This is a genomic window from Sphingomonas sp. (assembly GCF_017304615.1).
In the GTDB taxonomy this organism is placed as follows: domain Bacteria; phylum Pseudomonadota; class Alphaproteobacteria; order Sphingomonadales; family Sphingomonadaceae; genus Sphingomonas.
Window position 1 is genome coordinate 1,142,011 of record NZ_JAFKLZ010000001.1, and the last position, 23,058, is coordinate 1,165,068.

Sequence of the window (23,058 nt, forward strand, 5' to 3'; positions counted from 1 at the left end):
TGAAATTACGCGCCGGCATGCCAAGTGGCTCACGACACTTTTAGGGAGAAGATGACATGACCGTTTCCGTCGGCGACAAGCTGCCCTCGACCACCATCGTCAAGGCGACCGAGAACGGGCCGGAAGCGGTCAGCTCCGACGAGTTCTTTGCAGGCCGCAAGGTCGCGCTCGTCGCGGTGCCGGGTGCGTTCACGCCTACTTGTTCGGCGCGTCACTTGCCCGGCTTCCTCGACAAGGCCGAGGAGATCAAGGCGAAGGGCGTCGATGAGATCGCTTTCACCTCGGTCAACGACGCGTTCGTGATGGGTGCCTGGGGCAAGGCCAATGAGGCTGCCGGCAAGGTGACAATGCTCGCCGACGGCAACGGCGATTTCGCCAAGGCGGTCGGGCTGACGATGGACGGCAGCAAATTCGGCATGGGCGAGCGCAGCCAGCGTTATTCGATGATCGTCGACGACGGCGTCGTCACCGAACTCAATGTGGAAGCGCCGGGCGAGTTCAACGTCAGCTCGGCGGAGCACTTGCTCGAACAGCTCTGATTCGTCGCGCCTCCGAAACAAAAGACTCGGTTCCTGGAACGCTTGGTGTAATCCTGGCGTTCTCGAAACCGTAATCTTGGCAATTTCGGAGAGTAAAGATGGCTGACGCGAAGAAGCCCACGACCCCCGCCCGCGCAAAGCCCGCCGCCGCGGCGAAATCAACCGCCAGCAAGCACTGGGTCGACGCCGAAAAACTGCTCGCCCGCGCGCAGAAGGAAGCGAACGTCCTGCTCGACCGCGCCCAGAAGGAGGGCGCCAAGCTGCTCGACAAGGCGCAGAAGGAAGCCGGCGTCCTCCTGAACAAGGCGCAGGTCGCGATCAGCGACGGCGCGAGCAAGGCGGTCAAGGCCGCGAAGGACAATCCGAAGGTCGCGGCCGGGATCGCGGCCGGGGCCGCCGCGACGATCGCCGGGGGCGCCTATGCCGCGACCAAGCTGAAATCGGGCAAGAAATCCGCCGCCGCGCCGAAAACCACGGCAGCCGCCAAACCCGCCGCGCGCAAGCCGGCAGCCCGCAAGCCCGCCGCACGCAAACCGGCGGCCCCGAAGAAGCCGTAACGCCACCGACTTGCCAGCGTCACTCTCCTGCTTTAGCCGCAGGAGATGACGCAGGCTTCCGAGATCGTCGCCGAACTCGATCGGCTCTACACCGCATCCGTCGCGCGCTTGAAGGCTGCGCTGACCGATTACATCACCTCCGGCAAGACGCCCGCGCCTGAAGCGCGCATCGACGGCTCCTATGCCTATCCCGAAATACGCCTGGTCTATCGCGGCAATGATGATCGCCCAGCCCCGCTGCGATCTTTCGGACGGCTGTCGGAGGCGGGCGATTACCGCATCAGCGTGACCAAGCCGGCGATCTTCGCCGACTACCTCACCGAACAACTCACGCTGCTGATCGAGGATTACGACGTCGAGGTCTCCGCGGTGCCGGGCCGGCAGGAGATCCCCTTTCCCTACGTGCTCGACGCCGAACAGGTCAGCGCGCTGGAGACGATCTCCGTGCTGGAACTCGCACGCTGGTTCCCGGCGACCGAGCTCGCCCATATCGGCGACGAGATTGCCGACGGCCTGCTGACGCCCAACGAAGCGCGCCCGCTTGCGCTGTTCGATGGCCTGCGCACCGATTTCAGCCTCGCGCGGTTGCGGCACTATACCGGCACCCCACCCGAACACGTCCAGCGCTTCGTGCTGTTCACCAACTATCACCGCTATGTCGACGAATTCGTCCGCTGGGCGTTCGCGCAACTGGGCGAAGGCAGCCGCTTTACCGGCGTGTCGGGCGCGGGCGGCGTGTTGCTGCACGCGGGCGACGATCTGGAGGCGGCGATGGCCGACACCAGCGCGTGGCGGCGGCATCAGATGCCCGCCTATCACTTGATGGCCGACGACCATACCGGCATCACGCTGGTGAATATCGGCGTCGGGCCGTCGAACGCCAAGACGATCTGCGACCATCTCGCGGTGCTGCGGCCCGAGGCCTGGCTGATGATCGGGCATTGCGGCGGGCTGCGGCCGAGCCAGCGGATCGGCGACTATGTCCTCGCCCACGCCTATCTGCGCGACGATCACGTGCTCGACGACGTGCTGCCCCCCGAAATCCCCGTTCCGGCGATCGCCGAGGTGCAGGTGGCGATGGCGCGCGCGGCGGAAAAGATCAGCGGCCAGTCCGGTGAAGAGCTAAAGCGGCGGCTGCGCACCGGCACGATCGTCACCACCGACGACCGCAACTGGGAGTTGCGTTATACCAAATCGGCGTTGCGTTTCTCGCTCAGCCGCGCAGCCGGGATCGACATGGAATCGGCGACGATCGCGGCGCAGGGCTATCGCTTCCGCGTGCCGTACGGGACGCTGCTGTGCGTGTCGGACAAGCCGCTCCACGGCGAACTCAAGCTGCCCGGCCAGGCCAACGCATTCTACGAACGCGCGATCGCCGAGCACATGCGTATCGGCATCCAGACGTGCGAGGAATTACGGCTTGAGGGCGCCAAGCTCCACAGTCGCAAACTGCGCGCATTCAACGAACCGCCCTTCCGTTAGGGAAGGTGCGGGCTGGTCGCGACGGAACGATCTGTTATGCATTGAGAATCGGGACGAAGAACAGGGAATCCGCGATGGCCACGACTCCGAAAAAGACCGGCACGACCAAACCCAAGGCGGCGGCTGCAAAGCCTGCAGCCGCAAAGGCCGAGGCTGCGGCAAAGCCCGCCACGACCAAGACGCCGACCAAGCCCAAGGGCCCGACCGCCAAGCCGGCGGCGACGGCGAAGCCTGCAGCCAAGGCTCCGGCCAAACCCAAGGCAGCCGCGAAACCTGCCGCCAAGCCCGCCGGCGTTACTGCGGCCGCGCCGAAGGCCAAGGTCGCACCCAAGGCCAAGGCGGCCACGAAGCCCGTCGCGTCCGCTAAGTCGGCCGCGCCAAAAACCGCCGCCGAACCGACGCCAGCCGCAAGCACGAAAACGGTGGCGAAGGCAAAGCCGGCCGCTAAGCCAAAGGCTACCGCAGCGGCGAAACCTGCCGCCAAGCCGAAGGCTGCAGCGACGCCGAAACCCGCTGTTAAGGCGGCAACCAAACCAAAAGCCGCCGCAAAACCCAAAGCGTCAGCCAAACCGAAGGCGACGCCCACGGTCGAAGCTGTCGCGACACCCGAACCCGTTGCGGTAGTACCCGAACCGACGCCGGTGCCTTCCCCCGCTCCGGCGATTTCGAAGTCCGACACGCCGCAACGCAAGCGCGGGTTCCTCGCCAAGCTCGCGGCGTTTTTCTCCGGAAATAGCGACTGAACGCACGCCGGGGTCTGACCCCGGCGGCGCGTCACATCATTTCTTGCCGTCGAGCCGGAAGGTCACGGTCACGGCCACGTCGATCGGCACGGTGTCGCCGCGCGACGGCTCGAATATGTTTTTGGGACCGCGCGCCGCGATCGACATGCCGTAGCTGACCAACGTGCCGAGATCACCGCGTTCGCTGACTTTGACCACCGTCGCGTTGGCGTAACCGAGCGAGTCGGCATAATTCTGCGCGTCGAGCTTGGCCTTGGCGATCGCATCCCGTTTGGCCGCGCGGTTCGCGACCGTCGTGTCGCTGATCGAACTGACCGGAGCCTGATCGGCGCTCGCGCCCTCCGTCCTGCTTACGAACTCGCGCGCTGCGTTGATCGCCACGCGCGTCGTCGCCTGGACCGAGAAGCTTTCGGACGCGCTCGGTTTTTCCTCGGTCTTGTCGGTAGAGGTTTCGAAAGCGTCGAGCTTGATCGACGCGGCCTTGGTCGCGCCCGATTCTTCGGGAACCAGCGTCGCGCCGGCGGCGGACAGTTGCTGGAGCAACGCAGCCTTCTTCGTCGCCAGCGCCGCCTTCGCCTTGGCCTCAGTATCGCCGGTCGCGGTCAGGTCGACCGCTAGGACGAATCGGGTCGCCGGCGCATCGACGTGCCCGACCGCGACGACTTCGACCGTCACCGGCTCGTTTGCCGCGCCCGCCAGCGCGAGCGCCAGCCATAAAGGTGCCATCACCATCCGCTCGGTTTTCCCTTATTCTGTTGGTCCAGCCATTTCTTCAGTGGCGCAAAATAATCGACCAGAGCTTGCCCCGAAATCTCGCGGCTCCCAGTGAACGCCTGCAACGCGTCGGGCCATGGCTTCGACTGGCCCATCTCCAGCATTTTCTGAAGGTTCGCGCCGACCTGCTTGTTGCCGTAGAACGAACAGCGATGCAGCGGCCCAGTCCAACCGGCCTGCTTGCACGCCGCCTGATAGAATTGGAACTGCAGCAACCGCGCCAGGAAATAACGCGTATAGGGTGTGTTCGCGGGGATGTGATATTTTGCCCCGGCGTCGAACCGCGTGGCGTCGCGCGCGACGGGCGGCTTGATCCCCTGATATTGCAGCCGCAGCGAATCCCACGCGCCCTGATAATTGTCAGGCTTGATGCTGCCATCGAACACGCCCCAGCGCCATTTGTCGACCAGCAGGCCGAACGGCAGGAACGCGACCTTGTCCATCGCCTGGCGGAGCAGCAGCCCGGTGTCCTTGTCCGCGCTCGGGACCTTCGACGGATCGAGCAGGCCGATCTTGACCAGGTAATCGGGCGTGATCGACAGCGCGACGAAATCGCCGATGGCTTCGTGGAACCCGTCATTGGCGCCGTTCTGATAGAGGAACGACTGGTTCATGTACGCGCGCTGGTAATAATTATGCCCCAGCTCGTGATGGATCGTCACGAAGTCGTCGGCATTGACCTTCGTGCACATCTTGATGCGGACATCGGTCTTGTTGTCGATGTCCCATGCCGATGCGTGACACACCACTTCGCGGTCGGCGGGCTTGGTGATCTGTGATCGCGTCCAGAACGTGTCGGGCAACGGTGCGAAGCCGAGCGAGGAATAGAAGCCCTCGCCGGTCTTCACCATCTTGATCGGGTCGTAACCCTTCTCGCGAAGGAGTGCGCCGGTATCGTAACCGATGTCGCCCGCCCCCTTGGGCGCGACGATGTCATAGATGTTGCCCCATTCCTGCGCCCACATATTGCCCAGCAGGTCGGCGCGGATCGGGCCGGTCTTGGGCTGGACCGCATCGCCATATTTCTCGTTCAGCTTCCAGCGGACATAGGTGTGGAGCGACTTGTAGAGCGGCTCGACCTGCTTCCACAGCCGGTCGGTCATCGCCGCGAACTGCTCAGGCGTCATGTCGTAGCCCGACCGCCACATCGCGCCGACATCCTTGTAGCCGAGCTCGGCCGCCCCTTCGTTGGCGATCCCGACCATCTCCGCATAATTCGCCTTGGACGGCGCGCCGACATTGTCGTTCCAGCTCGTCCACATCTCCTGCAACTTCGCCGGATCGCGCGTCGTGCCCATCGCCGCTTCGATGTCCGACCCGTTGATCGGCTTACCGTCGAGTGTCCCCCTCCCTTTCCCGTAATCAGACTGCAGCCTGGTCGCGATCCGCGACAGCTTGTCGGCCGCGCCGAGCGTCGATGGCGCGGGAAGCGTAAGACTATTGCGTAGGAGGTCGAGCTTGCGCTTGGTGTCGGGGGAAAGTCCCGCGACCTTCTGATATTTCGCCGCCTCACCGGCATATTTGACGCCAAGCAAGGTCAGCTTCGCGCCCACCCGCGCCGCCAGCGCATCGGTGTCGTCGGTGATGTAGGTCGCGTTGACCCAGCCGACCTGATTGCCCTCGATCGACGCCTCGGCCAGAGTCTTTTCGGCGTCGGCGGTGAACTTGTCGGCGTCGGCTGCGGTCGGCTCCGTGCCCTCGTTCGCCTGGCTGGCGATCGCGACGGCGCCCGACAGGACCAGGGCGAGCGCAAGGCTAGACGCCACGGCGGTGCGGATCATTGGACGACTCCCCGAATGTGAAGCTCAGACACTGATATGCCGCCCGAGGGCGGTCAAGCAGCCAAATAATCCGCGATCTCCTGGCCGAGTTCGGGGCGCAACACGGCGCTCATGTGGGTGCCCGGAATCTCGCGATAGGTGGCGTGCGGCAACGCCTCGGTGAGTACGTGCGCGGAACCATTGTCGTGGTCATCCGCGCCCTGCAGCACCAGCACCCGCATCGAGACCGCGCGGACCTTTTCCTCCGGAGTGTTTACGAAAGTGTCTAGTATATGGAGCAACGCAACGGGATCGCCCTTGGTGGTTTTGAGGAAAGCCTCGGCCAGCCATTCCGGGCTGCCCTGCTTGAACGTGCCGAGATTGGTCAGGATGTTGCGGAAATGATCGCTGCGCCCTTCGGTGTGCGTCAGCCCCGTCAGACCCATGCCCGACAATATCGCACGCCGCGGCTTCGCGCCGTTTACCAGCATCCGCATCGTCGTGCGCGCGCCCAGCGAATAGCCGCCGAGATCATACTCTGTGAGACCGAGATGCTCGATCAGGGCGAACCCGTCGCGCATCAGCACGTCGGGCGGATAGGCGGCCGGATCATGCGGTTTCGCGCTCGACCCGTGCGCACGCAGATCGGGCATGATCACCCGGAACCCAGCCGCCGCGATCGTCGCCGCATGGCCATACCGAATCCAGTTGGTGTGCGCGTCGGAGAAATAGCCGTGGATCAGGACCAGCGGACGCCCCTCCCCCGTCTCGCGCCAGGCCAGCCGCTCGCCGTCGAAGCTGTCGAAAAACTGTGGTTCAATCGGGGAGTTTGCCACAGGCGGCGATCCACTTTGCGGTGATGTTGGGATTGTCATCGGTGCGATATTCGGGGAGCCCGTGCAACTCCATCCACGCTTCGTTGCGGCTTTCGACACCCGAATGGTCGACCGGGCGGAAGCGGGACGGGTCGTCGAAGCTGCCCACGGTCAGGTCCATCCCGTCCGACCCGTCGCCTTCATAGGTCAGCGGCGTGCCACATGCCGCGCAGAATCCACGCACAGCGATCGGCGACGAACGATACCGCTCCGGCTCACGCTCCCAGTGGAGGCCGGAACGCCTCACTTGCTTGAGCGCCGCGGCAAATCCGCCGGTCGCCCGCTGGCACATGCGGCAATGGCAGAGATAGGCATCCTGATCGTCGACCTGCACGGCGTAACGGATGCGGCCGCACTGGCATCCTCCGGCCATCGTTTCGGACATTCCACGCCCTCCATGAGAGGCGAACCGCGCGTTCGCCTGCGCCCGCGCGCCGACGGTTAGCACCCGCCAACCGCCCCGCAAAAGCGCCAGAGGATCTGTAAGCCGGGTTCTGTCCACCGCCGAAGCGGATGGGCGACCATTCCTCTAGGACGACGCTTGCGCGCCGCCTCCAGCAACCAACCCGGGCGACGGGTGGGAACACACCCATATGCCGCCCCTATTCGGTCTTGCTCCCGGTGGGGTTTGCCGTGCCGCCGCTGTTACCAGCCGCGCGGTGCGCTCTTACCGCACCCTTTCACCCTCACCCGCCGAAGCGGGCAGTCTGCTCTCTGTGGCACTTTCCCTGGGGTCGCCCCCGGCGGGCGTTACCCGCCACCGTCGTTCCGCGGAGCCCGGACTTTCCTCGCGTGCTTGCACACCCGCGGCCGCCCGATCCTCTGGCGCAACAGCGTGTACATGACGCCCCGCCCCCGCTCAAGCGCGGTCAAGTGAAGTCGAGAAAACCCTTGAGTTCGCTATCGGGAATCTTGCGGCGATTGAGTTCGAAGACCCCTATGCCGTTGCTGCTGCCGTTGGGGTTACTATTTCCCTCGACGGTGCGCAGCGCGCCGCCGCTCACCGACTTGATGATGCCGGTGTGCCCTAGCCCATCGCCGTGATCGAGGATGAATACCATTCCCGGCTTGACGAGCGACGGGTCGGCCATGGCGCGTGCCTTGGTCAGGATGCGCGTGGGCATGCCGGTCTTTACGCGGTTCCAGGCGTCGAGGCAGCCGGCCGTCCGTGGGAACAGGTTCTGCATCCCCTGGTTCGCGGCGCCATGCTTGAAGCACCAATAGACGAATGCCATGCACCAGAAATTGCCGACCCCGACACCAGCCTCCGTCAGATAGGCATCGACTTGCGGTCCACGGTTCGATCCCGGCGGCTGTTCCATCACGCCGATCTGGGTAATCGCCTCTGCCAATGCGGCGGCGGCAAGCCCCGTGGCCACATTCGTCGTGGTCGTGCCGAACAGTGCCCCCCAAGTCATCGGGCCGATCACCCCGTCGACCTTGAGCGGCAATCCGCCCGCGTCGAAATGTTGCGACTGGAACAATTTCACCAGCGACGCGACCGACGCATCGAAGCCGTTATTCGCCCCGCTCAACCGGTACCCAAAATTCGCCAGCGCACCGACGACGGCGGCAACGATTCCCGGGTCGGTCTCGCCGACTTTGATGAGACGGCCTGGATAATTCATGATGCCTTCCCCCGAAGACCATTCGCCGGCCCCAGCCCTTAGGCGGGGCTGCATCCCGACTATCATCGGGCCGGAGATGGCCTAAGCGGGGAAGCAACCGATTCGGCTGCTTCAGTCGTCGCCTTGGGGTTTGGGAAGCAGCAAGGCGAGGAGCAGGCAGCGGCATTCGCCGTCTATCTCGCCGTCAATCAATTCGGGGCGGAAGCGCCGCTGAAAGGCGACGACCGCGGCAAGCTTGTCGGTCACTTCGTAGCCGAAGCGTTCTAGCGCGAGGAGGAAACCGGCATCGCTCCACAACGGATCGATCAAGTTCTTGGTCGGGCGGGGCATCGCCAACCGCAGCCGCGCGAGCTTGCCCCAGGGGAACAATTCACCCGGATCCTGCTTGCGCGTCGGCGCAATATCCGAATGACCGACGATGTTGCCGCGCGTGATGCCGTGGCGTTCCTTGATGTCCTGCATCAACACGATCAGCGCGTCGATCTGCGCCTCCGGAAAGTCGCGATAGCCGAATTCGTGGCCCGGGTTGACCAATTCGATCCCGATCGACGCGGAATTGACGTCGGTTATCCCCCGCCAATGCGACTGGCCCGCGTGCCAGGCGCGCTTGTCCTCGGGCACCAGCCGATGGACCGTTCCGTCCTCGTCGATCAGGTAATGCGCCGACACCTCCGCGTTCGGATCGGTCAGCCGCGCAATCGCAGCCTCGGCGCTTTCCATGCCGGTATAGTGCAGCACGATCATCGTGACCGGCAGTTGCCGCTCGCTGAAATTGGGCGACGGGGTCTCGACGATACTCACGAAGCGAGGATTGCGGCGAACGCGGCGGAAAGTAAACCTACGCCGCGGCGGCGGTTGCGACGGCCGGTTCGTAGAGACCGCGGAACCGCTGGCTCGGGCGGAACGCATCGGTCTGGCCGATTACCGTCTCCCCCGCGCCGAGCACGAGCACACCATCGGGCCGCAGCACCTGCGCCAGCCGCGCAAGCACCTTGCGGCGCAGATCGAGCGAGAAATAGAGCAGAACGTTGCGGCACAGGATCACGTCGAACCGCCCGGTCGGCAGCGGATCGGCGACCAGGTTCATGCGGCGGAACGACACCAATCGCGTCAGTTCCGGGTTGGCGATCCACTCGCCATCGACCGTGTCGAACCATCGCATCATCCGCCGGACCGCCAGGCCGCGCTGGATTTCGAACTGGGTGTACCGCCCGGCCCTGGCGCGCGCCAACACCGATTCCGACACGTCCGTCGCGACGATCTCCGGCATTTCGGCACCGATATTCTCGGCGAACATCATCGCGAGACTGAGCGGTTCCTGCCCGGTCGAGCATCCCGCCGACCAGATACGCGCGCGCCGGGTGTTGGGGATCGCCGCGATTGCTTCCGCCACCAGATCGAACACTGCGGCGTCGCGGAAGAAGAAGCTTTCCTGATTGAGCAATTCGTCCACCACGCGGTCGGCGAGCGGCCCGTTGCGATCGGCTCGGACTGCCGCCGCCAGTCCTTCGAGACAGTCATGGCCGGTATCGCGCATGGAGGGCTTGAGCGCGGTTTCGATCCGCCAGCGGCGGCTGGCGTCGATTTGCTGTCCGGTCCGCGATTCCAGCAACGCTGCAAATTCGTTGGTCGGGCTGCCGGTTCGGGGGATCAGCATGAGGGAGCCGATGCCGGACGACGCCGGCGCGCGATCAACTGGCCGATCTCATCGGGCGGCAGGATCGCGTCGGCCAGACCGCCCGCCGCCACCGCGCCGGGCATGCCCCAGATGACCGACGACGCGCGGTCCTGTACCACGACGCAGCCGCCAGCGGCGGCCAGGCTCGCCGCGCCGATCGCGCCATCGCGGCCCATCCCGCTCAACACCACGCCAAGCGCGCGATCGCCGTAGGTCGCCGCGATCGAATCGAGCATCGGATCGACCGACGGCAGACATCCGCTCGGCGCGGGCGTGGTCGACAGCCGTACCGCCGTCGTCTCGCCGATCGAGACACAGCGCAGATGCGCATTTCCCGGCGCGATCAGGATGCGGCCCGGCCGGATTCGGGCATGATCCTCGGCCACCTCGCACGGGCGATTGGCCAGCACCGCCACCTGGGCCGCGAAATAGGGCATGAACGAGTCCGGCAAATGCTGGGTGATCAGGATCGGCAGGCGGAAATCGGCCGGCAGCGACCGCAGCAGCAAGCTGAGTGCATGGATGCCCCCTGTCGATGCGCCGATCGCGACGATGTCGAAGTCATCGCCCGGCGCGAATACCGCGACGGGCGTGCGCGGCACGACGATCTCGTCATTTTCGACGAGGCGGGCGATCTTGTGGTTGAGGAGATCGGCGAACCGGCCGGCGAACGCGCCGACCTCCGGCTTGACCAGCGTATCGGCGGCGCCGAGCGCCAGCGCCTGGACCGTAGTGGCGGCGCCATCGCCGCACGCTGACGAAACGATCAGGACGCGCGCGCCCTGCCCCGCGGCGATGAGGTCTGGCAAGGCGGTCAGGCCGTCGACGCCGGGCATCTCGATGTCGAGGATGATCACGTCGACGCGGTGCCGGGCAAGGAAGTCCTGCGCGGCATCGGCGTTCGGCACCGCACCGGCAACGAGGAAGTCGCCCGCCCCGTCGATCGCACGCGCCATCACGGCGCGCGCGACGACCGAGTCATCGACGATCAGGACCGATGGCGGTGTGTCGAATTGTTGTTTGTCGGGAGCCGGGCTGGCCATCGCGCCAACGCCGGGCTCAGGCCATGCCCACGATCTGGAGCTTGCTCTCGAGCGTCTCGCGGTCGAATGGCTTCATCACATATTCGTCGGCACCCGCATCGATCGCGGCGCGGATATAGGCCATCCCGTTCTCGGTCGTGCAGAACACCACCTTGGGGCGGCTGGCGAGCGCCGTGTCGCGAAGAGCGCGCAGGAAATCCATCCCGCTCATCACCGGCATGTTCCAGTCGAGTAGGATCACGTCGGGTGCGGACGCCAGGCAGCTGTCGAGCGCTTCGCGACCGTCGGCGGCCTCGCTGACCTCGAAGTCGAGCGCTTCGAGGATGTGGCGGGCAACCTTGCGGATCACCTTCGAATCATCGACAACCAGACACGTCTTCATGATCGTAAAACCCTGTAACATCGCCCCGTTCAACGACTTAGCTTCAACTAATGATCAGCAAGTTAATTGATCGCCGCGGTGTGATCCGACGCGCCATGAACCAGCGCCGTCAGGTTGATCGCCAGAATGGGCTCGCCGTCGCGCTCGATCTCGCCGCAACCCGCGCGTCGCCAGCCCGCGTCGAGCGCAATCCCCGACGGCAGCGGCGACGCTTCGAACGGTGCGACGTCCTCCAGTGAATCGACCAGCACCGCGTAATGATGTCCATCGATCACAGTGATGACCGCGCGCGATCCCGCAATGCCGATCGGCGGCAGGCCAAGCGCCGCGTGAGTATCGATCACCGTCACCACGCGGCTGCGCAGCGCGGCAAGACCGCGAATGTGTTTCGCGACGCGGGGCGTCGGCGTGACGGAGCCGATGTCGACGACCGATTCGACCTGAGCGGAATCGATTGCGACACCGCGTCCGGCGATATGCGCTATCAGAAAGAGTTGCTCGCTCATGCCGCCTCCACCCGCTTGGCGACCGCCGCGAGGAGTCCCGCCCGGTCGTAGCGGTAAACTTGTTCGCTCGATCCGATGTCGCGGCGATCATTGGTCAGCCGGATGATGCGATCGTCGTGCCGGTCGTCCGCGTCGGTCGTCAGAATGACAGCCGGCTCCTCGCCCGCATCGGTCTTCATCGCGACGCGATACCCCGCTGCCTCCAGCACCGGCTTGAGGAAGGTCGCGATCCAGCCGTCCCCTTCGCCGTGGATCAGGCACAAGGGCGCGCCGGGCTGCACGACAGCCGCGCTGTTGGGGCCGAGCAGCCATTGCGGGTCGATCAGTTCGATCTGTTCGTCATCGATCGTGACGACGCCCAGGATCGGCCCTGCCTGGACCGACGGAACTATTTCCGCTGGCACTGCGACAATATCGACCGGCTCGGCGATGGCGTAAGCAACTTCCGCCTCGCCATCCTTGATCCGCAGCACCGCGAGATCGACGCGGCCGGCAACGTCACCAAGCGACGCGAGCGGGACGATCCGGCCGTCGATCAACAATCGCATCCGACCGCCGCTGAAGCGAGCCGTGTCGGACGGGACGGTCTCGACGCGGTCGATGATCGCCAGCGGCACCGCACGGCGTCGGCCGTCGAGATCCTCGAACAACAGGGCATCGACCGTCGGCGCGACTGCCGCTTCGGTCTCTTCGTCGTCGATCACCGCATCGTGCGTGAAATTGATGCCCGCCGCGGTCGCGATCCCGGCGCAATCCAGCAGCAGCATCGGCGATCCGCTGTCGGGCAGCGTCTGGCCGGCATAGATGCCCGACGCCATCACCGCGGGCGCGGCCGGCTTGATCACCAGCTCTTCGTGATCGAGCACCGAATCGACCGCGACGGCGAAGCTGCCGCCGCTCGCGCTGATGATCGCCAGCATGTCGGCGGCGGCCGGGTTGGCGGGCGCCAGGCCCAGCAGAGCGCCAAGATCGACGAGCGGCATCCGCCGGTCGCGCACCGTCGCCGCGGCGGTATCGCCCAGCAAGTCGATGCGGATGGCATCGCCGCCGACATGGACGATTTCTTCGATCGCTTGCCGCGTGACGGCAAAGCGTTGTCCGGCGACGCCGATGACGATGGCGGGAATGATCGACAAGGTCAGCGGGACATGGATCAGGATGCGCAGGCCACGACCGCGCGCGTTGACCAGTTCGATGCGACCGCCAATCTGTTCGATATTGGCGCGTACCACGTCCATCCCGACGCCGCGCCCCGAAATCGCCGTGACTTCGTCCTTGGTCGACAGGCCGGGCTCGAAGATTAGGTCGAGCTTGGCACGTTCGCTGAGCGCTGAAAGGTCGCGCCCGCGCGACTGGCCTGACGCAGTGAGTTTCTGAACCAGCCGGTCGGTATCGATGCCGCGCCCATCGTCGGAGATCTCGATGATGATCTGGTTGCCCGACTGGCGCGCGCAGACCACGAGGCGCCCGACCTCGCGCTTGCCGGCGGCGCGGCGCTGTTCAGGAGATTCGATGCCGTGGTCGATCGAATTGCGGATGATATGGACCAGCGGGTCGCGCATCATCTCGATCATCTCACGATCGAGTTCGACGTCGGCGCCCTCCACGACGAGCTGAACTTGCTTGCCCAGTTCGGCAACGGTGTCGCGGACCATGCGCGGCAACGCGGAGAAAAGCGCGTCGATTTTTTGCATGCGCGTCCGCGTGACGGTGTCGCGCATTTCGGCGACGGTCAGCGACAGACGATCCAGCGCGGCCTCGATCCCGGGATCGCCCTGATGATCGCGCATCCGGCGCGCGAGTTCGTTACGCGCCAGCACCATGTCGGACATGCCGCTCATCATGCGGTCGAGCAAATCGGTCGAAAGCCGAACGCTGCGATTGGCGGCGCGCTGGCTGGACGACGCCTGTTGCGCGACGGGCGTAGCCATCTCCGCGCTGCCGTCGAGTGCGGCAATCAGCAACTCTTCGCCGCTGTCGTCCAACGCCGTGCCAGCGTCGATGGCTTCGACGATTTCACCGATCCGATCGACGATCGCGAGCACCGCTGTGACGAGCGGGGCGTCGGGCGAGCGTTCGCCCGACCGCAGCGCCGACAGCACGTCCTCAGCGGCATGGCTCAACCGCGCGAGACGCGGCAGATCGAGAAAGCCGCAGCTTCCCTTGACGGTGTGAACGAAGCGGAAAATGGCGTCGAGCCTGGCCCGATCCTCTGGCGCAGCTTCCCACGCGACGATCTCGCCCGAGAGCGCTTCCAGCGTCTCGCGCGTTTCGGCAATGAATTCCTGGAGCAGATCGTCCATGGGTCCCCGGGTCTGGCGCTCGGGCGAACATTGGACGATCAGTGGTAAAGGAGACGTTTACCCGGCGTGAATTGTCACGCCAAACAGCAGGATAGGCGAATCAGGCTCGGAAATCTGAACGGTCCCGTTGCCCGCCGTCACCAGCGAGTGCACCAAATAGGCCGCCGCGCTACGCGGGGTCACGCCGTCCTCACCCAGATCACCGAGCAGGGTCGAGCGCAATTCCTGGTCGAGCACCAGCCGCGGCCCCTCGGCGCGGACGACGATCTCGATCTTGTCGCCCAGTTCCTCTGCGCCGATGTCGAGCTGGCCGCCACGGACCAGCGCATCGCCCGCGATCAGCGCGAGGTTCATCAGCACCTTGACCGCCGGCTTGGGCAACGCGCCCTCCTCGATCATCCAGCCGATCGCGATTTTCCCGCCCTCGCCGAACAACCCCTCGATCGCGGTCCGCGCTTCGCGCGTGTCGACCTTGTCGCCAAACCCGCCCGCCGCACCGAATGCCAAGCGGAAGAATTTGAGCTTGTTGGCCGACGCCCGTGCGCTTTCGTTGAGCAGATCCAGACACCGCTGCCGCATATCCGGGTCGTGCTCGTCGGCAAGCAGCTCGAGTCCGTTATTCAGCGCGCCGACCGGGCTGAGCAAGTCGTGGCACAGGCGCGAACAGAGCAGGCTGGCGAAATCGACCGGGGTGATGGTCATGCGGACGTTTCTTTCGGTTCTTGTCGTGCGCTTCTTGGCGTAGCATGCCGTCGCTAGCAACCTTTCGTCATGTCAGCCGGAATGGGAGGCGCTCGAACGTGGCGTCGTTCGAGGCAAGCCACGCGGTCGCATCGCTGTCGGCGACTATCACCCACACCTCCCCGCCCCGCGCCGACGCGGCATCGCGGGCCGACGGTTCGGCTTTACCGGTGGGGTGAGAGTGGTAGTGCCCGATCACTGCGGGACCGCCTATTCGCGCCTGCTTATGGGCAGTGATCAGCGCTTGCGAATCGATCTCGAATGCCATCCTCGGCTCCGCCGCGACGTTCCGGCACGGTACTACGCGTTCGACCTGTAACCCCCGGCCGAGCAGCAGCCCGCACACCTCGACGTCGGGACTCGCCGCCGCCTCGGCCCGGATCGCGTCGAGCGCCGCCCTTGAAATTTCCAGCCTCATCCCCATCTCCGTACACGAAAATGGTCTCGGGGGTTTCCATCATCGAAGCGCAGGTTTCCGCGGCCGCCAACGGCTGGCGGCTCGACCGTGCGCTGGCCGACGCGGTGCCGACACTGTCGCGCGAGCGGCTGAAGGCGCTGATCTCGTCGGGCGCGGTCAGCGACCGGACGGGGGCGCTGTTGCGCGACCCAGCCAGGAAAGCGGTGGCGGGCGACGTGCTGTCGGTCGCGGTGCCCGATCCCACTCCAGCGCACAACGAAGCGCAGGACATCCCGCTGGTCGTCGCGTTCGAGGACGAGCATCTGATCGTGATCGACAAGCCCGCGGGCCTGGTCGTCCACCCGGCAGCGGGCAACCTCGACGGGACGCTGGTCAACGCGCTGCTCCACCATTGCGGCGGCAGCCTGTCGGGGATCGGCGGCGTGGCGCGGCCGGGGATCGTGCACCGCATCGACAAGGATACGTCAGGGCTGATGGTCGCCGCCAAGACCGATCGAGCGCATGTCGGCCTCGCCAAGCAGTTCGCCGATCACTCGATCGACCGCCGCTACAAGGCGATCGTGTCGGGCCGCCTGACCACCAAGTCTGGCACCGTCGATGCGCCGCTCGCGCGCAGTCCGCAGAACCGCAAGAAGATCGCGATCGTGCAGACCGGCAAGCGCGCGGTCACGCACTGGTCCCAGCTTGCCCAGCTGTCGGACGCCACGTTCGTCGAATGCCGCCTCGAAACCGGACGCACGCATCAGGTGCGCGTGCATATGGCGTCGATCGGCCATCCCTTGCTGGGAGACCCGGTTTATGGTAGAACAAAACAGGTTCATCGGAAGGATTTGGAAACCCTGAATTTCCGCCGCCAGGCATTGCACGCGGCGGTTCTGGGGTTCATCCATCCCATCACAAGAGAAGCTTTGTCGTTCGAAAGCGAAATGCCTGCGGACATGCAGGAACTGTTCGATACACTGGCTCGTTGATTATTGTGCAGCGCAGCACGTCGCCTCTTCTGGGGCGTGCCGGCTGAAGGAAAGGGAGTAGAAGATCATGGCAAACCGCAGCAACGTCCCCGCGACGATTCCTGCTCTCGGCGGCGAGGCGAGCCTCAACCGCTATCTGGCCGAGATCAAGAAATTCCCCGTCCTGACGCCGGAGCAGGAATACATGCTCGCCAAACGTTTCGAGGAACATGGCGACACGGAAGCCGCGCATCAGCTCGTCACCAGCCACCTGCGCCTCGTCGCGAAGATCGCGATGGGCTATCGCGGTTATGGCCTGCCCGTCTCGGAACTGATTTCCGAAGGCAATATCGGCCTGATGCAGGGCGTGAAGAAGTTCGAGGCCGATCGCGGCTTCCGCCTCTCGACCTATGCGATGTGGTGGATCCGCGCGTCGATCCAGGAATTCATCCTGCGCTCGTGGAGCCTGGTGAAGATGGGCACGACCGCCGCGCAGAAGAAATTGTTCTTCAACCTGCGCCGGATGAAGTCGAAGCTCGACGCGTTCGACGACGGCGACCTGTCACAGGAGAATCTCGCCAAGATCGCCAAGGACCTCGGCGTGACCGAGGAAGAGGTGACCAGCATGAACCGCCGCATGGCGATGGGCGGCGACACGTCGCTCAACGTCTCGATGCGCGAGGATGGCGAAGGTCAGTGGCAGGATTGGTTGCAGGACGATTCGCCCTTGCAGGATCAGGTCGTCGCCGAGACGCAGGAGGCGGACGTCCGCCACAGCCTGCTGACCGAGGCGATGGAAGACCTCAACGAGCGTGAACGCCACATCCTGACGGAACGTCGCCTGACCGACGACCCCAAGACGCTCGAGGAGCTATCGCAGGTCTATGGCGTCAGCCGCGAGCGTGTCCGCCAGATCGAGGTGCGCGCGTTCGAGAAGCTGCAGAAGGTGATGATGCGGCTTGCAGGCGAAAAGCGCCTGATCGCGGCGTAAGCCTCCTTTATCCGTCACCCCGGCCTTGAGCCGGGGTCCTGCTTTCTCAACCGGAAGAAGAAGCGGGATGCCGGATCAAGTCCGGCATGACGAACGGGGTTTGCACCTCCTGGTTTACACGCGCCCTGCGGCTCCCTAGCCTCCCCGCTCAACCATCGGGGACCGATCATGTGGCGTTACGTCAAGATACCCAAGGCCATCGCGCTGCTGGCGTTCCTGCTGCCGTGGATGACGGTGTCGTGTTCGAACACCAAGGTAGCGGAGGCGAACGGCTGGGAACTGGTGCTGGGCCGCATCCGCCCCGTGATGCAGGCCGCGAGCGACGCGCCCGCCCATGCCGATAAACTCAACATTTACCTCGCCGCCGCCGTCGCGTTGATCGTCGTCGGGCTAATCTTTTCGCTGATGCGCAAGCGTCTCGCGCCGGTGGTGGTCGCGACGTCGCTCGGCGCGCTCGCGCTGATCTGGGCGGGCGCTCAGCAATATACGCCTCAACGCCTCGCCGACGCCGCGAAGCGTGGCGGTGAAGCGGGCATGGACGACATCGCCACATCGGTGATCCGCATCGATTGGCAGATCGGCTATTGGGTCGCGCTCGGCGCGCTCCTGGTTGCCGCCCTGCTGGCGTTCCTCGCGATCCGTGATCCCGACACGCGCTAACGGATGAAACACGACGTCGTCGTCATCGGCGGGGGCGCGGCCGGGATCGCCGCCGCCCGGCGTCTGCACGACGCGCGCGCCGACGTCCTGCTGGTCGAGGCGAGCGGACGGCTCGGTGGGCGGGCGCATACCGTTCGGGTGCGCGGCGAAGTGCTCGACCTCGGCTGTGCGTGGCTGCATTCGGCCGATCGCAATCCATGGACCCGGATCGCATTGGCGGAAGGGTTCCAGATCGACCGCACGCCGGCGGGCTGGCGCACGCAATGGAACGATCTGGGCTTTTCCAGGGAGGAACGCGCGGCGTTCGAAGCGGCCTACGCCCAATGGCACGAACGCGCGGAACGCTTCGTCCACGGCCCAGACCGCCCGCTCAGCGACTTCATCCCCGCCGCCTCGCCCTGGCGTCCGCTGATCGATGCGATTTCGGGCTATGCCAACGGCGCGAATTTGCGGGACGTCTCCCTCCACGACTGGGCGGCGTACGAAAATGCTGCGGGCGACGACAATTGGCGGCTGCGCGAGGGATATGGCACGCTCATTTCGGCGTACGGGAAGCGGCTGCCCGTCAAGCTCGACGCGCCCGTCTCGCTGATCGATCATCGCGGTGCCGTCATCCGTCTCATGACGCCCAGCGGCATCATCGAAGCGGATCGCGTGATCGTCGCGGTGCCGACGCCGATCATCGCCGATGGCGACCTTCGTTTCGACCCGCCGCTCGAGGACAAGCGCCAGGCCGCCGCCGCGCTCCCGCTCGGGCTGGCCGACAAGATCTTCCTTGGCATTAAGGGCGGTGACTATCCGCAGAACGCGCACCTGATCGGCAACCCGCGCAGCGCCAATACCGCGAGCTATCAGGTCGGTTGGCTCGGCCAGCCAGTGATCGAAGCTTTTTTCGGCGGCGATTGTGCCGAGGCGCTGGAACGGATCGACGACCGCGCCGCCGCCGATTTCGCGATCGGAGAATTAGCGGGACTGCTCGGCAACGACTGGCGGATGCGGCTACAGCCTCTCGCCCGTACCCGGTGGCGCGCGGAGAAATTCATTCGCGGGAGCTATTCGCACGCGCGCGTGGGCCAGGCCGGGCAGCGCAATATCCTGGCTTCGGCGCACGACGACCGCTTGTTCTTTGCCGGCGAGGCATGCCACCCGAACGATTTCTCGACCGCGCACGGCGCTTACGAGACCGGGATCACCGCCGCCGAAGAGGTGCTTGCGGCGGGGCGCCGTCCGCGCGTAGTGGCGGCCATGCCGCTCGCCGCGGTCCCGACCCTCGCCACGACCGAACCTGCCGACGACGCCATGCCTGCAAGACGCACCAGCCCCCGCCGTTCTTGGCCGCGCCGCATCTTTGGATGGGCCTGGAAATCCGTGCTGGGCTTCGTGGTGCTCAGTGTCGTCTGGGTCGGACTCTACCGTTTCGTCAACCCGCCGATCACCTTCACGATGCTGGCGGACGGCGTGTCGGGGAACGGCATCGTCAAGCAGTGGATGTCGCTCGATCAGATGGATCCGCGGATGGCCCGCGCCGCGATCGCGGGCGAGGATTCGCGCTTCTGCCTGCACAACGGCTTCGATCTTCGCGCGATCGAGCAGGCCTATAATCGCAACCAGAAAGGCGGCCGCATCCGCGGCGGCTCGACCATCAGCCAGCAGACCGCGAAGAATGTCTTCCTGATCCAGGGCGGCGGCTATGTCCGCAAGGCGTTCGAGGCGTATTTCACCTTCCTGATCGAACATCTGTGGGGGAAGCGGCGGATCATGGAGGTGTATCTCAACGTCGCGGAGACCGGGATCGGCACCTACGGCGCCAATGCCGGGTCGATCCGCTATTTCGGACACGACGCGTCGAAACTGACGGCGATCGAGGCGGGGCGGATCGCCGCGGTGTTGCCGCTACCGAAGAAGCGCGACGCAGTGGACCCGACGGGCTTCGTGCGGCGACACGGCAACGCGATCGCGCGCTATGTGGACGTGGTGCGCGGCAGTGGGCTGGATAGCTGTTTGAAATAGCGTTGCGGTGCTCCCTCGTCACCCCGGCCTCGAGCCGGGGTCCCGCTTGATCGACGCAGAAAAGAAGTGGGATGCCGGATCAAGTCCGGCATGACGACGTAAAACTACTCGTCAGAAGGGCAGCTTGAACCCCGGCGGCAGCGGCATGCCCTGCGTCATCTTCGACATCTCGGCATTCGACGCGGCATCGGCCTTCGCCCGCGCATCGTTGAACGCGGCGACGATCAAATCCTCCAGCATCTGCTTGTCCGCCGGCACGATGAGCGAATCGTCGATCGAGATGGCGATGATCCGACCCTTGGCCGACGCCTTCACCTTGACGAGGCCACCACCCGACGCACCTTCGACCTCGATCTGGTCGAGCCCGTCCTGCGCCTTGGCCAGTTCGGCCTGGACGTTCTGCGCCATCGCCATGATGTCTTCGAGACTCTTCATGATGCCTGTATTTCCTTGTTCCAGTTTTCCAGCACCGCGTCGGGGAACGCCTCGAACGCCGCCTTGACGATGGGGGTTTCGAGGATCGCGGCACGCTCCGCTTCTTCCGCCGCCTTGCGCCGCTCCGACAGCGTCGCCTCTCCCACGGCATCCTCGGTCGTGATCTTCCATTTGACGCCCGTGAGGTCGTGCAGTCGCGCCGCCAATTGGCTTGGCAAGTCGGCCGGGAGCGGCCGCTGCGTGCTCAGCGTCAGTTCGGGCGGCGCATAGCGGATCGGGCGGGCATTGGCGTTGAGATGCGACAATAGCGATCCCCCACCGTTGCGCTGGATCAACCCGACCATGTCCTCGAATGTCGCCGGGAGAGCGTTGACCGGTGTAGCGGCGAGCGCTGACGTTCCGCTGGCGGCGGGAGCAGCCGCGATCGGCGCACCCGACGCGATCTGGCGCGCCAGTTCGCCCGGGTCTGGCAGGCTGGAGGCATGGACCACGCGCAGCAGCGCCATCTCCCCCGCCTCGATCGGCAAGGCGGCGCGCCCGACCTCGTCATGCCCCTTGAGCATCAGCTGCCACAGCCGATGCAGCGCCGGGAACGAAAGGTTCTGCGCCCAGCTCCGATAGGCTTCGCGTTCCTCCGCCGATTGCGCAGGGTCGGCATCGCCGCCGAGCTTGGCCAGCGTGGTCGCATGGACGGTCTCCAGCAATCCACGCAACACCGACTGCGGATCGACGCCGAGATCGTATTGCGTTCGTAGAGCACTGAGCGCGCCCGCCGCGTCGCTCGCCAGCAGCAGCCCAAACAGGTCGCGGATCGCCGCACGATCGCTCAAGCCCAGCATCGCGCGGACCGCTGGCGCGCTCACGCCGCCGCCCTCCATCCCGGCATGCGCGATCGCCTGATCGAGGATCGAGAGGCCGTCGCGCGCCGACCCGTCCGCCGCACGCGCGATCAGCGCCAGCGCCTCAGGCTCGGCCTCCGCGCCCTCCAGCTCCGATACATGCGCGAAATGCGCCGCCAGTTTGTCCGCTGGGATCCGCCGCAGATCGAACCGCTGGCACCGCGACAGCACGGTCACTGGCACCTTCTGCACCTCGGTCGTCGCCAGCAGGAACTTCACATGCTCGGGCGGTTCTTCCAACGTCTTCAGAAGCGCGTTGAACGCATTCTTCGACAGCATATGGACTTCGTCGATGATGTAGATCTTGAACCGCGCGCCGAACGCCGCCAGTCGCGCCGCGTCGATCACCGCGCGCATGTCATCGACGCCGGTGTGGCTCGCGGCGTCCATCTCGATCACGTCGATATTGCGCCCTTCGGCGATCGAGACGCAGGGCTCGCACACGCCGCACGGGTCGATCGTCGGACCCCCCTGCCCATCCGGGCCGATGCAGTTGAGAGCCTTCGCTATCAAACGCGCGGTGCTGGTCTTGCCCACCCCGCGCACACCCGTCAGCAGGAACGCGTGCGCGAGCCTCCCGCGACGGATTGCATTGGCCAGCGTCTGGACCATCGCGTCCTGGCCGATAAGCTGATCGAAACTCTGCGGCCGGTATTTGCGCGCCAGAACGCGATAGGCGGTGTCTTTGGGCTGAGGCGGCTCGCCAAGGTCGAGGAAGGAGTCGTCGGACATCGACCCCTATCTAGGATCGGCGAGCCGTAATGTCGAAGGCTATGCGCCCTCAATAAACGCGATAGCAGCGACGATAGCCGTGGCGGTAGCGGCACACCGTGCGGCCACCACGCCAGCTGCGATACGGGCGGTAGTAGCGATTGGGGCGGTAATAGCCGCGCCGATAGTAACCGCGATTACCACGCCAGCTGCGGTTGCCGCGCCAACCGCGATCGGCCCGCCAGCCGCGACCGTCGCGATATTGCTCAGCGGTGGTGCCGGCGGCCGGGTCCGCGTTGATCGATGAAGAGACGGGAACCGCCTTCGTCAGTGCCGTGCTGGCTGCGGCGGGCGTCGCGCTCACGATGCCGGCAAAGGCCAACGCCGCGGCAAGAATTGGGGCAAAACGCATCACAAGTCTCCTTTAGGTCAGAGGCATTGTCCAAATGCGCTACCACGGATTGTTGTTCCGGCGTTATGACTGAGGAAACGCGTCATAGCAAAGCGATGGCGTCGGACAGCGCCTTGCACTGCCGGCCGCGCTTGTTTTCGAGGCGCGATGCAATCGCGCACTCGAAAACTGCGCGGTGGGAGCCGGAACGACCCGTGGCGAAATCGTTGTGGCTGCTGCCTTCCGGCCCTGACCAGGTTGGCGACGACCACGTCCGCCCGACTCCCGCGCGCCATATGGCGGGGTCGGGCGGCGCTTTCAAGCGGTCAGCGAATTACCAGCGGACGCGCACGTTACGGCATTGGCGCCATTTCTTCCCGTGCCGCCACTTGGTCGTGCAGACCTTTTTCCATTTCCAGCGATGGCCACCGTTCCAGCGGCGCTCTGTATCGCTGGTTCGCGTCACCGTGGTGCGGGTGACTCGTTCCTGACCGGGAGCGGCGTTCGCGGCGGCCGGCACGACCACGACACCCGCAGCCATGGCCGCAATCAAAAGCAGCTTTTTCATATGCAGTTCCTCTT

At 65.3% G+C, this 23,058-nt stretch carries 25 protein-coding genes, 2 other RNA genes and 1 pseudogene; 8 read left to right on the forward strand and 20 right to left on the reverse strand.

Features of this window, described 5'->3' with window-relative positions; genetic code table 11:
- The first annotated feature begins 56 nt into the window (after positions 1–56).
- The 3 genes from J0J06_RS05735 to J0J06_RS05745 all read left to right on the forward strand — a co-directional run bounded on the left by J0J06_RS05735 (position 57) and on the right by J0J06_RS05745 (position 2,578).
- Positions 57–539, forward strand: coding sequence for a peroxiredoxin (locus J0J06_RS05735; protein WP_294040362.1), 483 nt, complete (start codon positions 57–59; stop codon positions 537–539).
- A gap of 98 nt (positions 540–637) precedes the next feature.
- Positions 638–1,096 (forward strand): hypothetical protein, encoded by a 459-nt coding sequence (locus J0J06_RS05740; protein ID WP_294040363.1) that lies wholly within the window; start codon positions 638–640, stop codon positions 1,094–1,096.
- 45 nt (positions 1,097–1,141) lie between these two features.
- Positions 1,142–2,578, forward strand: coding sequence for an AMP nucleosidase (locus J0J06_RS05745; RefSeq protein WP_294040364.1), 1,437 nt, complete (start codon positions 1,142–1,144; stop codon positions 2,576–2,578).
- A gap of 34 nt (positions 2,579–2,612) precedes the next feature.
- Here J0J06_RS05745 and J0J06_RS05750 read toward each other — a convergent pair whose 3' ends face one another.
- From J0J06_RS05750 to J0J06_RS05820, 15 genes are all read right to left on the reverse strand, one after another.
- The gene (locus tag J0J06_RS05750) at positions 2,613–3,164 is read right to left on the reverse strand and encodes a hypothetical protein (protein WP_294040365.1); all 552 of its coding nucleotides are present in this window, start codon (positions 3,162–3,164) and stop codon (positions 2,613–2,615) included.
- A gap of 193 nt (positions 3,165–3,357) precedes the next feature.
- Positions 3,358–4,047, reverse strand: a complete 690-nt coding sequence (locus J0J06_RS05755; RefSeq protein ID WP_294040366.1) for an SIMPL domain-containing protein — start codon at positions 4,045–4,047, stop codon at positions 3,358–3,360.
- Entirely contained in the window at positions 4,047–5,876 is a 1,830-nt protein-coding gene (locus J0J06_RS05760; RefSeq protein ID WP_294040367.1) for a M2 family metallopeptidase, read from the reverse strand. Before J0J06_RS05760 ends, J0J06_RS05755 begins: the two co-directional genes overlap by 1 nt.
- A gap of 53 nt (positions 5,877–5,929) precedes the next feature.
- On the reverse strand, positions 5,930–6,691 hold the full coding sequence (locus J0J06_RS05765; protein WP_294040368.1) for an alpha/beta fold hydrolase: 762 nt from the start codon (positions 6,689–6,691) through the stop codon (positions 5,930–5,932).
- On the reverse strand, positions 6,672–7,115 hold the full coding sequence (locus tag J0J06_RS05770; RefSeq protein WP_294040369.1) for a GFA family protein: 444 nt from the start codon (positions 7,113–7,115) through the stop codon (positions 6,672–6,674). The genes J0J06_RS05765 and J0J06_RS05770 overlap by 20 nt, the downstream gene beginning before the upstream one ends.
- Positions 7,116–7,197: 82 nt before the next feature.
- Positions 7,198–7,556, reverse strand: an RNA gene (gene rnpB / locus J0J06_RS05775) — RNase P RNA component class A.
- Positions 7,557–7,599: 43 nt separating this feature from the next.
- Positions 7,600–8,358, reverse strand: a complete 759-nt coding sequence (locus tag J0J06_RS05780) for a CHAP domain-containing protein (RefSeq protein WP_294040370.1) — start codon at positions 8,356–8,358, stop codon at positions 7,600–7,602.
- 111 nt (positions 8,359–8,469) lie between these two features.
- The gene (locus J0J06_RS05785) at positions 8,470–9,159 is read right to left on the reverse strand and encodes an N-acetylmuramoyl-L-alanine amidase (RefSeq protein ID WP_294040371.1); all 690 of its coding nucleotides are present in this window, start codon (positions 9,157–9,159) and stop codon (positions 8,470–8,472) included.
- A 37-nt stretch (positions 9,160–9,196) separates the two neighbouring features.
- Positions 9,197–10,015, reverse strand: a complete 819-nt coding sequence (locus J0J06_RS05790; protein ID WP_294040372.1) for a protein-glutamate O-methyltransferase CheR — start codon at positions 10,013–10,015, stop codon at positions 9,197–9,199.
- Entirely contained in the window at positions 10,009–11,079 is a 1,071-nt protein-coding gene (locus J0J06_RS05795; RefSeq protein ID WP_294040373.1) for a chemotaxis protein CheB, read from the reverse strand. Before J0J06_RS05795 ends, J0J06_RS05790 begins: the two co-directional genes overlap by 7 nt.
- Before the next feature lie 16 nt (positions 11,080–11,095).
- Entirely contained in the window at positions 11,096–11,461 is a 366-nt protein-coding gene (locus J0J06_RS05800) for a response regulator (protein ID WP_294040849.1), read from the reverse strand.
- 62 nt (positions 11,462–11,523) lie between these two features.
- Entirely contained in the window at positions 11,524–11,967 is a 444-nt protein-coding gene (locus tag J0J06_RS05805; protein ID WP_294040374.1) for a chemotaxis protein CheW, read from the reverse strand.
- Entirely contained in the window at positions 11,964–14,270 is a 2,307-nt protein-coding gene (locus tag J0J06_RS05810) for a chemotaxis protein CheW (RefSeq protein WP_294040375.1), read from the reverse strand. Before J0J06_RS05810 ends, J0J06_RS05805 begins: the two co-directional genes overlap by 4 nt.
- A gap of 57 nt (positions 14,271–14,327) precedes the next feature.
- Positions 14,328–14,972 (reverse strand): histidine phosphotransferase family protein, encoded by a 645-nt coding sequence (locus J0J06_RS05815; RefSeq protein ID WP_294040376.1) that lies wholly within the window; start codon positions 14,970–14,972, stop codon positions 14,328–14,330.
- A 67-nt stretch (positions 14,973–15,039) separates the two neighbouring features.
- Positions 15,040–15,429: a M67 family metallopeptidase gene (locus tag J0J06_RS05820; RefSeq protein ID WP_294040377.1), complete on the reverse strand. Its 390-nt coding sequence runs from the start codon at positions 15,427–15,429 to the stop codon at positions 15,040–15,042.
- A 20-nt stretch (positions 15,430–15,449) separates the two neighbouring features.
- On the opposite strand from J0J06_RS05820, the gene J0J06_RS05825 reads away from it, so the two are divergent.
- From J0J06_RS05825 to mtgA, 5 genes and pseudogenes are all read left to right on the forward strand, one after another.
- A complete protein-coding gene (locus J0J06_RS05825; RefSeq protein WP_294040378.1) occupies positions 15,450–16,400 on the forward strand; it encodes an RluA family pseudouridine synthase in 951 nt (316 codons plus the stop codon).
- A 67-nt stretch (positions 16,401–16,467) separates the two neighbouring features.
- Entirely contained in the window at positions 16,468–17,370 is a 903-nt protein-coding gene (gene rpoH / locus J0J06_RS05830) for an RNA polymerase sigma factor RpoH (RefSeq protein ID WP_294040379.1), read from the forward strand.
- A 168-nt stretch (positions 17,371–17,538) separates the two neighbouring features.
- Positions 17,539–18,030, forward strand: coding sequence for a hypothetical protein (locus J0J06_RS05835; protein WP_294040380.1), 492 nt, complete (start codon positions 17,539–17,541; stop codon positions 18,028–18,030).
- A 3-nt stretch (positions 18,031–18,033) separates the two neighbouring features.
- A pseudogene (locus J0J06_RS05840) lies at positions 18,034–19,230 on the forward strand (NAD(P)/FAD-dependent oxidoreductase); the annotation flags it as partial.
- A gap of 99 nt (positions 19,231–19,329) precedes the next feature.
- Complete coding sequence (gene mtgA, locus J0J06_RS05845) at positions 19,330–20,040, forward strand: monofunctional biosynthetic peptidoglycan transglycosylase (RefSeq protein ID WP_294040850.1); 711 nt, start codon at positions 19,330–19,332, stop codon at positions 20,038–20,040.
- A 111-nt stretch (positions 20,041–20,151) separates the two neighbouring features.
- On the opposite strand, the gene J0J06_RS05850 is transcribed toward mtgA, so the two are convergent.
- From J0J06_RS05850 to J0J06_RS05870, 5 genes are all read right to left on the reverse strand, one after another.
- Positions 20,152–20,475 (reverse strand): YbaB/EbfC family nucleoid-associated protein, encoded by a 324-nt coding sequence (locus J0J06_RS05850; protein WP_294040381.1) that lies wholly within the window; start codon positions 20,473–20,475, stop codon positions 20,152–20,154.
- On the reverse strand, positions 20,472–22,106 hold the full coding sequence (locus J0J06_RS05855; RefSeq protein ID WP_294040382.1) for a DNA polymerase III subunit gamma/tau: 1,635 nt from the start codon (positions 22,104–22,106) through the stop codon (positions 20,472–20,474). The genes J0J06_RS05850 and J0J06_RS05855 overlap by 4 nt, the downstream gene beginning before the upstream one ends.
- 49 nt (positions 22,107–22,155) lie before the next feature.
- The gene (locus J0J06_RS05860; RefSeq protein WP_294040383.1) at positions 22,156–22,497 is read right to left on the reverse strand and encodes a hypothetical protein; all 342 of its coding nucleotides are present in this window, start codon (positions 22,495–22,497) and stop codon (positions 22,156–22,158) included.
- Between the two features lie 171 nt (positions 22,498–22,668).
- An RNA gene (gene ffs, locus J0J06_RS05865) (signal recognition particle sRNA small type) lies at positions 22,669–22,766 on the reverse strand.
- A gap of 44 nt (positions 22,767–22,810) precedes the next feature.
- Entirely contained in the window at positions 22,811–23,044 is a 234-nt protein-coding gene (locus J0J06_RS05870; protein WP_294040384.1) for a hypothetical protein, read from the reverse strand.
- Positions 23,045–23,058: the final 14 nt, after the last annotated feature.

What these genes read in the sequence shown, in the direction of transcription:
- J0J06_RS05740 (WP_294040363.1), top strand. Translation starts at nt 638, where the DNA reads ATGGCTGACGCGAAGAAGCCCACGACCCCCGCCCGCGCAAAGCCCGCC.
- J0J06_RS05745 (WP_294040364.1), top strand. Translation starts at nt 1,142, where the DNA reads ATGACGCAGGCTTCCGAGATCGTCGCCGAACTCGATCGGCTCTACACC.
- J0J06_RS05780 (WP_294040370.1), bottom strand. Translation starts at nt 8,358, where the DNA reads ATGAATTATCCAGGCCGTCTCATCAAAGTCGGCGAGACCGACCCGGGA.
- J0J06_RS05810 (WP_294040375.1), bottom strand. Translation starts at nt 14,270, where the DNA reads ATGGACGATCTGCTCCAGGAATTCATTGCCGAAACGCGCGAGACGCTG.
- J0J06_RS05795 (WP_294040373.1), bottom strand. Translation starts at nt 11,079, where the DNA reads ATGGCCAGCCCGGCTCCCGACAAACAACAATTCGACACACCGCCATCG.
- mtgA (WP_294040850.1), top strand. Translation starts at nt 19,330, where the DNA reads ATGCCTGCAAGACGCACCAGCCCCCGCCGTTCTTGGCCGCGCCGCATC.
- J0J06_RS05855 (WP_294040382.1), bottom strand. Translation starts at nt 22,106, where the DNA reads ATGTCCGACGACTCCTTCCTCGACCTTGGCGAGCCGCCTCAGCCCAAA.
- J0J06_RS05850 (WP_294040381.1), bottom strand. Translation starts at nt 20,475, where the DNA reads ATGAAGAGTCTCGAAGACATCATGGCGATGGCGCAGAACGTCCAGGCC.
- J0J06_RS05860 (WP_294040383.1), bottom strand. Translation starts at nt 22,497, where the DNA reads ATGCGTTTTGCCCCAATTCTTGCCGCGGCGTTGGCCTTTGCCGGCATC.
- J0J06_RS05870 (WP_294040384.1), bottom strand. Translation starts at nt 23,044, where the DNA reads ATGAAAAAGCTGCTTTTGATTGCGGCCATGGCTGCGGGTGTCGTGGTC.
- J0J06_RS05735 (WP_294040362.1), top strand. Translation starts at nt 57, where the DNA reads ATGACCGTTTCCGTCGGCGACAAGCTGCCCTCGACCACCATCGTCAAG.
- J0J06_RS05790 (WP_294040372.1), bottom strand. Translation starts at nt 10,015, where the DNA reads ATGCTGATCCCCCGAACCGGCAGCCCGACCAACGAATTTGCAGCGTTG.
- J0J06_RS05770 (WP_294040369.1), bottom strand. Translation starts at nt 7,115, where the DNA reads ATGTCCGAAACGATGGCCGGAGGATGCCAGTGCGGCCGCATCCGTTAC.
- J0J06_RS05835 (WP_294040380.1), top strand. Translation starts at nt 17,539, where the DNA reads ATGTGGCGTTACGTCAAGATACCCAAGGCCATCGCGCTGCTGGCGTTC.
- J0J06_RS05820 (WP_294040377.1), bottom strand. Translation starts at nt 15,429, where the DNA reads ATGAGGCTGGAAATTTCAAGGGCGGCGCTCGACGCGATCCGGGCCGAG.
- J0J06_RS05760 (WP_294040367.1), bottom strand. Translation starts at nt 5,876, where the DNA reads ATGATCCGCACCGCCGTGGCGTCTAGCCTTGCGCTCGCCCTGGTCCTG.
- J0J06_RS05825 (WP_294040378.1), top strand. Translation starts at nt 15,450, where the DNA reads ATGGTCTCGGGGGTTTCCATCATCGAAGCGCAGGTTTCCGCGGCCGCC.
- J0J06_RS05805 (WP_294040374.1), bottom strand. Translation starts at nt 11,967, where the DNA reads ATGAGCGAGCAACTCTTTCTGATAGCGCATATCGCCGGACGCGGTGTC.
- rpoH (WP_294040379.1), top strand. Translation starts at nt 16,468, where the DNA reads ATGGCAAACCGCAGCAACGTCCCCGCGACGATTCCTGCTCTCGGCGGC.
- J0J06_RS05755 (WP_294040366.1), bottom strand. Translation starts at nt 4,047, where the DNA reads ATGGCACCTTTATGGCTGGCGCTCGCGCTGGCGGGCGCGGCAAACGAG.
- J0J06_RS05815 (WP_294040376.1), bottom strand. Translation starts at nt 14,972, where the DNA reads ATGACCATCACCCCGGTCGATTTCGCCAGCCTGCTCTGTTCGCGCCTG.
- J0J06_RS05800 (WP_294040849.1), bottom strand. Translation starts at nt 11,461, where the DNA reads ATGAAGACGTGTCTGGTTGTCGATGATTCGAAGGTGATCCGCAAGGTT.